General features: G+C 70.4%; 6 protein-coding genes. 1 reads left to right on the top strand and 5 read right to left on the bottom strand.

Annotated elements, in window-relative coordinates:
* The first annotated feature begins 345 nt into the window (after window positions 1–345).
* Complete coding sequence (locus tag BN12_RS16525) at window positions 346–825, top strand: GNAT family N-acetyltransferase (protein WP_083454712.1); 480 nt, start codon at window positions 346–348, stop codon at window positions 823–825.
* A gap of 58 nt (window positions 826–883) precedes the next feature.
* Here the strand turns inward: BN12_RS16525 and gdhA are convergent, their stop codons facing one another.
* The 5 genes from gdhA to BN12_RS16500 form a co-directional block, all read right to left on the bottom strand.
* Complete coding sequence (gdhA, locus tag BN12_RS16520) at window positions 884–2,233, bottom strand: NADP-specific glutamate dehydrogenase (RefSeq protein WP_048554176.1); 1,350 nt, start codon at window positions 2,231–2,233, stop codon at window positions 884–886.
* 352 nt (window positions 2,234–2,585) lie between these two features.
* A complete protein-coding gene (locus BN12_RS16515) occupies window positions 2,586–3,470 on the bottom strand; it encodes a phosphatase PAP2 family protein (protein WP_053080062.1) in 885 nt (294 codons plus the stop codon).
* Between the two features lie 2 nt (window positions 3,471–3,472).
* Window positions 3,473–5,077 (bottom strand): MDR family MFS transporter, encoded by a 1,605-nt coding sequence (locus BN12_RS16510; protein ID WP_048554174.1) that lies wholly within the window; start codon window positions 5,075–5,077, stop codon window positions 3,473–3,475.
* The gene (locus BN12_RS23465; RefSeq protein ID WP_053080061.1) at window positions 5,074–5,706 is read right to left on the bottom strand and encodes a TetR/AcrR family transcriptional regulator; all 633 of its coding nucleotides are present in this window, start codon (window positions 5,704–5,706) and stop codon (window positions 5,074–5,076) included. Before BN12_RS23465 ends, BN12_RS16510 begins: the two co-directional genes overlap by 4 nt.
* 189 nt (window positions 5,707–5,895) lie before the next feature.
* Complete coding sequence (locus BN12_RS16500; protein ID WP_235432438.1) at window positions 5,896–7,098, bottom strand: aromatic ring-hydroxylating oxygenase subunit alpha; 1,203 nt, start codon at window positions 7,096–7,098, stop codon at window positions 5,896–5,898.
* Between the last annotated feature and the right edge of the window lie 19 nt (window positions 7,099–7,117).

Here is a 7,117-nt window from a genome sequence, read left to right as displayed (position 1 = left end):
GGGCGGGGGGGGGGGCGCGGCCCACACCGGGCGACACGCCCCACGCACCGAGGGCCGGGCGGCCCGCACCGACCGGCGTCGCCAGATCGCGTGACGACGCAGGACGCGCGCCGGACGCCGACCGTGCGGGCAGCGTGCACCACCGCGACGGGTCCGTGACGCGACGCGACCTCCCCGGTGCGATGGAGCCAGAGCAGACCCGGTGCCCTCTCGAGGACGACGACGGCCGCGGCGCCGACCCATGCCCTGATCGACACCGACTGCCGGAGCGGGCACACGCGGTGCAGGTGCAGCCGCACCGCTCCGATCCTCCGCGGTGAGCCCCGGCCGCTGAGGCACGGGCCGATGGCCATGGATCTGACGCTCCGGCCCGCGACGCCTGAGGACCTGACCTGGGTCGAACGAGCGGTCCGGCGGTGCCCCCAGACGATGGCGGCCATGGGCGGCTTCTACGGTGCGGCAGCGACCCGGATGCCGCCGCTGCTCGGCCCGGACCGCGAGCTGCTCATCGTCCTCCTCGCGACCGAGCCCGTCGGGTTCCTCGACCTCGACACCGACAGGGAGACGTCGGACGGGATCGACCTCACCTACTTCGTCGTGCCCGGCCATCGGCGCCGGGGAGTCGGTCTCGCAGCCCTCCGGGCCCTGGTCGCCGGGCGGCCCGACCGCCGGTTCGTCGCCGCCGTCCGCCCCGACAACGTCGCGAGCCTCGCCCTTGCACGCGCCGCCGGCTTCACGCAGACCGGCTCCGACGAGTGGGGCGACCTCGTCCTCGTCCATCGGGGCCTTCCCTCCAGCGCGTCGGGAGGTCCGTCCCACCTCTGACGCTCGCGGCTCCGTCGACGCGGGTGGCGCCGGTCCGCAGGGTCGACGCGAGGGATGGTCAGATGAGGCCGAGGGCGAGCATCGCGTCGGCGACCTGGGTGAACCCGGCGATGTTCGCCCCGACGAGGTAGTTGCCGGGTGCGGCGTACTCCTCGGCGGTGGCGAGGCACCGGTCGTGGATGGTTCCCATGATGGCGGCGAGCCGGCTCTCGGTGTGCTCGAAGCTCCAGCTGTCGCGGGAGGCGTTCTGCTGCATCTCCAGCGCGCTCGTCGCCACCCCGCCGGCGTTGGCGGCCTTGCCGGGTGCGAACTGGACGCCGGCCTCGGCGAGGAGCTTCACGGCGTCGGGTGTCGTCGGCATGTTGGCGCCCTCCGCGACGATCCGGCAGCCGCCACGGGCCAGCTCGGCCGCGTCCGCCCGGTTGAGCTCGTTCTGGGTGGCGCAGGGCAGCGCGACGTCGCACGGGACGCTCCAGATGGAGCCGGTCGCGCTCAGCCGCACATCGTCGCCCCGAGCGGTGGCGTAGTCGGCGATCCGGCCGCGCTGGACCTCCTTGATGTCCTTGAGGAGCTCCAGGTCGATGCCCTTCTCGTCCACGACGTGACCGGAGGAGTCCGAGCAGGCGATGACCACACCGCCCAGCTGGTGCACCTTCTCGATCGCGTAGAGGGCGACGTTGCCCGACCCGGACACGACGACCCGCTTGCCGTCGAAGTCGTCGCCGCGGGTCGCCAGCATCGACTCGACGAAGAAGACGGTGCCGTAGCCGGTGGCTTCGGTGCGGACCCGCGATCCACCCCAGGCCACGCCCTTGCCCGTCAGCGTGCCCGACTCGTAGCGGTTGGTGATCCGCTTGTACTGGCCGAAGAGGTAGCCGATCTCGCGCCCACCCACCCCGATGTCACCGGCCGGGACATCGGTGTACTCCCCGATGTGGCGGGACAGCTCCATCATGAACGACTGGCAGAAGCGCATGACCTCGGCGTCCGAGCGGCCCTTCGGGTCGAAGTCCGAGCCGCCCTTGCCGCCGCCGATCGGCATACCGGTCAGGGCGTTCTTGAAGATCTGCTCGAAGCCGAGGAACTTGACGATGCCGAGGTACACCGAGGGGTGGAAGCGCAGCCCGCCCTTGAACGGCCCGAGGGCGGAGTTGAACTCCACCCTGAAGCCGCGGTTGATCTGCACCGTCCCCGCGTCGTCGACCCATGGCACGCGGAAGATGATCTGCCGCTCCGGTTCGCAGAGCCGCTGGATGATCGCCGCCTCGGCATACTGCGGATGCTTGGCGACGACCGGGCCGAGGCTGTCGAGGACCTCGTGCACGGACTGGTGGAACTCCGCCTCCCCGGGGTTGCGGCGCTGCACCTCCTCGTAGATGGTGTGCAGCTTCTCGTCCAACAAGGGCATGCCCGTCCGTCCTTCCCTCCGCCACGCGCGTCTCCTCGTGGTGGTCATCGCGTGGGTGCCCGCCGCCTCCGGCCACCGTCGTCGTGCGCGGGGGCTGCTGACGACCCCCGCGAGGCGAGCCTAGCCGCGCGGTGGATCCGCCGGCCGTCGGGCCCGACATGCCAGCACCACGCATGCGTTCGTGAGGAACCCCCTCGGCCACCGAGACGTCCAATGGAGGGCTACGGTGCTCGGTGAGGCCGTGACGGGGTTCGGTTCGGTGAGGAGAGGCTCATGGGCATCGCCATCTTCATGTATGCGGTCTTCGCCGTCGGCGCGGTGGCGATCGTCGCCGTCCTCGTGAGGGGCATCGTCAACCGCCGTCGGCACCGCGACAACGGTGAATGGCAGGACCCACCGTCCGACGGAGAGGTGCGGATGCACCCGGGGGCGGGTTGGGGGAACGGCGGCTCCTGGCGCTGAGCCGCCCCTCGAGCGGCCCGGACCCGTCCGACGGGACGAGCAGCACCCAGGTGGCGGCGACGATCGTGGCGCCGGCGACGGCATCGAGGGTCCAGTGGTTGGCGGTCGCGAGGACCACGATCGTCGTCGCCGCGGCATAGACCCATCCGGCGGACCGCCCGACGCGACTGCTGGCGTGCCGGCGGAGGGCGAGCGCGCACCAGACGGCCCAGCCGACGTGCATCGACGGCATCGCGGCCAGCTGGTTGGTGATGCCCCCGAAGCCCTTGGGCGCCGAGGCGCTCGTGGACCACCACCCGACGTCGGCGGTCGTCGCGAGGATGTCGTGGTAGCCGACGAGGCGTGGCGGCGCCGTCGGGTCGACGACGAAGATGACGAGTGCGGCGAGAGTGGCGACGACGAGCGCGCGGCGCGCGGCGGCATACCCGGCGCGGTGGCGGCGCCACAGCCAGAGCAGGACGAGCGGGGTGACGACGTAGTGGGCGCTCGCGTAGTAGAAGCTCGCCGCGACGGCCCAGCCACGATGGTCGAAGAGAAATGCGTTGAGCGGGTGCTCCACGTCGAGGTGGAGCACCCGCTCCACGGCCAGGATGCCGTCGGCGCGGTCCAGCGCGGGATGCCGGTCCCCGGAGGCGAGGACCCGCGCGGCGGAGTAGGCGACGTAGAGAGCGCCGAGCAGGAGCATCTCGCGCAGTCCGGGCCGCAGCCTCGCCAGCACCTGCTGGAGGAGAGCCGCGAGCCCGGACGACTCGCGATGCGTCTGCTGAGTGGTCACCGTCAGTCGAGAACCGTTGCGAGGACCCGCGACTCGTCGACCGCGTCCGTCCCGTCCGGCTCGGTCCGCACGCTCGGCGCCCGCTCGATGGTCGTGGCGAGGGGCTTCTCGGTGAGGTATGCCAGGAGGACGGCGGCGACGGCGAGGAGCGGGACGAGGTAGAGGAAGACGGGGGTGAGGGCGTCGCTGTACGCCCCGACGATGACGTCGCGGACAGCGGTGGGCAGGACCTTGACCGCCTCGGGCGTCAGCGAGTTCGCACCGCCCGTCCCACCGGTGCTCGCGCCGGCCAGCAGGTCGGTGAGCCGGCTGACGAAGACGGTGCCGACGATCGCCGACCCGAGCGAGGCGCCGATCTGGCGGAAGTAGTTGTTCGCGGCCGTCGCGGTGCCCACCTCCCTGGCGGGGAAGGTGTTCTGGACGACGAGGACGAGGATCTGCATGGCCAGGCCGATGCCGGCACCGAGGAGGGCCAGGTAGGAGCAGATGACGACGAGGGAGGTGCTCGGCGTCATCGTCGACATGAGGGCCAGGGCGGCCCCGACGACGAGGGTCCCGACGAGCGGGAACAGCTTGTACCGCCCCGTGCGGCTGACGACCTGTCCGGACGCCATCGAGGTGACGAGCACCCCGCCCATCATCGGGATCATGAGCAGGCCGGCCTTGGTGGCACCCGAGCCGGTGACCATCTGCAGGTAGGTCGGCAGGTAGGCCATGGCACCGAACATCGCGACGCCGATGATGAGACCGGCCCCGGTCGCCAGGCAGAAGTTGCGCTGGCGGAACAGGTGCAGCGGCATGACGGGTTCCGCGGCCCGGCGCTCGGCGACGACGAAACCACCGATCGCGAGGAGCGCGACGGCGATGAGGCTCAGGATCTGCGGTGAGTCCCAGGCGTAGGTCGTGCCGCCCCAGACCGAGGTGAGGACGACCGCGGCGGAGGCGACGGCGAGGGTCGTGATGCCGGCGACGTCGATCCGGGGACGAACGCGATCCCCGGTATGCGGGTGCAGGAAGAAGAGGGCCGCGGCGATGGCCAGGGCACCGAGGGGGAGGTTCATCCAGAACGCCCAGCGCCAGCCGATGCCCTCGGTGAAGAACCCACCGAGCAGCGGCCCGGCCACCGAGGCGAGCGCGAAGACCCCGCCCATGATCCCCATGTACCTCCCGCGCTGCCGGGCGGGCACGACGTCGGCGATGATCGCCTGGCTGAGGATCATCAGTCCACCGCCGCCCAGGCCCTGGATGGCTCGGCCGATGATGAGCAGCGTCATGCTGTGGGCCAGACCGCCGAAGACGGAGCCGGCCATGAACAGGGAGATCGCCGCGACGAAGATGCTCTTGCGGCCGATGAGGTCACCGAGCTTGCCGTAGACCGGCATCATGATCGTCGAGGCGAGGATGTAGGCCGTCGTCACCCACAGCATGTGGTCGACGCCGTGCAGCTCCCCGACGATGGTGGGCAGGGCGGTGCTGAAGATCATCTGGTCCAGCGAGGCGAGCAGCATCGCGACCATGAGGCCGACGAACACGAGAAGGACGGCGCGGCGTTCGCCGCGGTCGATCGAAGGGTCGACCACCTCGGCGGTCGACGTGGACTGGGTCATACCAGGCTCCTGAGGGTGGTGTGGATGAGCGCGACGGCGCGCTCCTCGATCTGGGGGTCGACGGGCGCGGCGGACCGCGCCCATTCGTCGAAGGCCGCCTTCACGGCGGCCACGCACATGGCCAGGACGATGCCCGCTCGGGCGTCGGCGTCGGCATCGTCGGGGAAGCGCACATCGCCGGACAGGATCCGCGCCGCATACTCCAGCAGCCGGGTCTTCCGGGCGCTCAACGAGGCGAGCTGGCTGCCGAGGATCTCCGGGTGCCGACGGATGATCGCCTCGCGGTCCCGCCGAAGCCTCGAGCTCGCACCGGAGCCCGTCCGCAGAACGCCCGCCACGACACCGACGAGGACGACGACCGGGTCCTCGCCCTCGTGGCCCGCGGCCAGCCGCTCCTCGAGCACGAGCTCGTCGCCGCCATCGGGCTGGATCCCGAGGATGGCGCTGTCCTTGCTGTCGAAGTAGTTGAAGAAGGTCCGCGGCGAGATGCCGGCCCGGTCGCTGATCGCGTCGACCGTCGCCGCGTCCGGACCGTCGCGCAGGACCAGCTCGACCGCGGCCGCCTCGATCCGCGCGGTCGTCTCGGCCCGCTTCCGGTCCCGCAGGCTGCATCTCTCCGTGGTGCGCACATGCTTACTCTACTGCAATTATGCAGTAATGCAAACTTGCAGGACCGCATCCGCTTGAGCACCCGGCTCGTCCGCGACGACGCGTGTCACCGCCGCGGTGACCTGTTCCGGGCAGGCAACGCTGTGGGGAAGGTGGTCAGAGCCAGAGCTCTGACCACCTTCCCCACGAGACGTCGCGGGCTCGGAGGCTCAGCGTGCGGCGGTCTGCGGGACGAGGCCCAGGTGGTCGCGGCCACCACCGAAGTGGCTCTCGAGCCGGCGGATGTACCAGGTGACGAACGCTTCGACGTCGAACTCGACGGTCGCATACGGTCCGGGCAGGTAGCCGGGGTCGCTGACGCCCCGCTGCTGCCGTTCCACGAAGCCGCGGTCCTCGTCGTTGGTCGCCGTCCACACCTCGGTGAGCCGGTCCACGTCGTAGTCGACGCCCTCGACCGCGTCGGCGCTCACCAGCCACGTCGTGCGGACCAGCGTCCGGTCCGGCGCGACGGGGAGGGCGCGGAAGACGATGGCGTGGTCGCTGAGGAGGTGGAACCACGAGTTCGGCTGGAAGTGGACCGACATGTCCCCGAACACCGCGTCGTGGACGTCGCCGATCAGCTTGGCGCTGACCGGGGCTCCCCCCATCCCGAAGGAGCGGCCCTTCCCGGCCAGCGGCATGTGCGTCACCTGGTAGCCCGTCGGCCGGCTGTCCAGCTCACGCCGGGCGCCCGAGGGGATCCCCCGGGTCGCACCGGCCTCGGTCAGCTTGGCGCCCGCCCCGAGATACTCCTCGTAGACCGGTCGGAGCCGAGGGGTGATGTCCTCCGGATTGGACGTCAGGAACGGGAAGTAGGCGCTGGTCAACTCCGGATGCCCCGCATCACAATGCAGACACTCCCGGTTGTTCTCCATCACCAGCTTCCAGTTACCCGCCTCCATCAGATCCGTCTGATGCGCCACCTTCAACCCCGCCAACCGGTACGGCGCCAGATACGGCTCCAGAACCCCCGCCACCTCATCGAAATCCACCGGCGGCTCATCCGACAGACACACGAACACCAACCCCGCCAGACTCCGCACCGGCACCCGCCGCAACCCGAACGCCGACCGATCGAACCCCGGCTGCGAAGACTCGGCGAAGATCAACGACCCATCCGTGCGATACGTCCACTGGTGATACGGACACACGAAGTTCCCCACCGCCCCACACGGATCATCCACGATCCGCGACCCCCGATGCCGACACACGTTCAACAGCGCCGACACTCCCTCATCGTCATCCCGCACGATGATCACCGACGTCGACCCCACCTCCACCGTCACGAAGTCCCCCGGCTCCGGAATCTCCGCCTCCGTCGCACAGAACAACCAATGCCGACCGAAGATCACCTCCAGATCCAGCGCATACACCTCCGCACTCGTGTAGAAC

This window comes from Nostocoides japonicum T1-X7 (assembly GCF_001046855.1).
In the GTDB taxonomy this organism is placed as follows: domain Bacteria; phylum Actinomycetota; class Actinomycetes; order Actinomycetales; family Dermatophilaceae; genus Nostocoides; species Nostocoides japonicum.
The sequence above is the reverse complement of the archived record's forward strand: the minus strand, read 5'-3'. Positions and strand labels throughout refer to the sequence as shown.